This is a genomic window from Frankia umida, from assembly GCF_023242945.1.
Classification (GTDB): domain Bacteria; phylum Actinomycetota; class Actinomycetes; order Frankiales; family Frankiaceae; genus Frankia; species Frankia umida.
This window is the reverse complement of the sequence record NZ_JALKFT010000072.1, coordinates 1-1,877: the sequence shown is the minus strand read 5'-3', so window position 1 is coordinate 1,877 and position 1,877 is coordinate 1. Positions and strand designations below refer to the sequence as shown.

Genomic DNA, 1,877 nt, shown 5'->3' with positions numbered 1-1,877 from the left:
CGACGACTCGGTGGCAGTCGACGACTCGGTGGCAGTCGACGACTCGGTGGCAGTCGACGACTCGGTGGCAGTCGACGGCTCGGTGGCAGTCGAGAGCTGGGGCGATCGGCCGGTGACCAGCGTGATGACCCGACCCTGGTCCGGGTCGAAGCCGAGAGGCGCTCCGCAGCGCAGGCACGCGGAGTTCTCAAAAAAGACCAGCTGCCCGCACCGAGCGCATCCATTGACCTTCATCGACCCCTCCGCCTCTGCCGTTTCGCGCCGGTGCCTACCCCCACCCACGCGTGCAACGCCTCAGGACCGGACCTCGGCGCATGTTGTCCTTCGTCGTCCCGCCCTGTTGGCGACGGAGATCACGAAGACCCGACGGTTCCGGGCATCCACCCTGCGGTTATCCTTGACAGGCCCCCGAAACTTCCTCTATGGAGGACCAGCGCGAGGAGGTGGCCGCTGTGAGTTCTGGCGGGTGCTCCAGTAACGGCCGCTTCCTGCTCCTGGACGACAGCCGAGGCTGACTCCGGCTGCGGCGGCCCGGTCCCGAAGCGCGCTTCGCGCCCGCGGCCGGTGACGCCCAGCCCACGTCCATGAAACCCGGGTGACGACTCCCCGGGGCACTGCCTGGGAAGGCCGGCTGCGAGCCGATCCTGGTCCTCCCACGTACCCGTTCACCCAGGTGAGCAGAGCGTGGTCGCGATCCGGGTCCTGTTCCGCTGCCGCGAACAGTCGCAGGGCGTTCCGTCCGGGCTGGCGTGGCACCGCGGGCGGATTCGCGCGCCCACGCAGGTCGCACGATGGCGTGTGTCGGGTGTGCTGGATGTCCGTTTCAGGCAGGGCACGAGCAGGTGCGGTCGATCAGCATCGTGAGTCGACCTGAGGCCGTCGCATCGCGCTCAGCATGCGCGCGGCCTGCTCGAATAACGCGCGCCCGGACGATCTCCTCGGCGCGCGGAGGGGGAGCTGTCATGGCCATCACCGCAACCCGCAACACGGGCCGCCGCCGGCCCCGCACCGATCGGCTCGATCTTCCCGGTACCAGCCGGGTGACCCTGCTGCCCCGGGTGGACCGGGAGAACGCCAGCCGGATAGCCGAGACGATCGCCCGTTTCCTGGGGACCGGACGGTATCTGGCGATCCAGACCGGCATCGTGATCGTCTGGATCGGGCTGAACGTCGCCGTGCCGCTCATGCGCTGGGACCCGTACCCGTTCATCCTGCTGAACCTGGCCTTCTCCACCCAGGCCGCGTATGCCGCGCCGCTCATCCTGCTGGCCCAGAACCGCCAGGACGACCGGGACCGGGCCAGCCTGACCGAGGATCGCGCCGTCGCCGGACGGATGCGCGACGACACCGAGTTCCTCACCCGCGAGGTCGCGGCGCTGCGGCTCGCCCAGAGCGAGGCGGCCACCCGGCAGTACGTCCGCGGCGAACTCGCCGGCCAGTTCGAGACCTTCCGCGGCGATCTGGAGCGGCTGCTGGCGGCTCATCTGCCCATGACAGGTCTGCCCATGACCGGCGAGGGCCCCCGCCTGGCACCCCGCGCGGACACCCGCGCGGACGACCAGGGGACCATCGAAGGCGCCCCGTCCGCCGACCCCCACCCGACACCGGACGCACCCGACGCACCGGCCGCACCCGTCACACCTGTCGCCGCGGCCACCGCCGCAGCCGCCCGGACGGGGCACACCGGCGCCCTTCCGACGGCCCGGGTCGCCGCCCGCACCAACACCCGCACCTCGACCGGACGGGCACATCACCGGACCGCGGCCTACGCCGGAGCCACCCACAGAGGGACGGAACGTCCGAAAAAGTGCCCCTATGTCCTTCGTCAAGCCGGTGAGGGGGTCGGGGCCTGGTAGAAGGTCCCATCGCGAAGCATC

The 1,877-nt window shown here is 70.8% G+C and carries 2 protein-coding genes; one reads left to right on the top strand and one right to left on the bottom strand.

What is annotated here, in order from left to right; genetic code table 11:
* On the bottom strand, positions 1-234 hold a 234-nt coding region (locus MXD59_RS25675), incomplete at its 3' end, for a zinc-ribbon domain-containing protein (RefSeq protein ID WP_248827145.1).
* Positions 235-962: 728 nt separating this feature from the next.
* Between MXD59_RS25675 and MXD59_RS25670 the strand changes: the two genes are divergently transcribed.
* Complete coding sequence (locus MXD59_RS25670; RefSeq protein WP_248827144.1) at positions 963-1,856, top strand: DUF1003 domain-containing protein; 894 nt, start codon at positions 963-965, stop codon at positions 1,854-1,856.
* Positions 1,857-1,877: the final 21 nt, after the last annotated feature.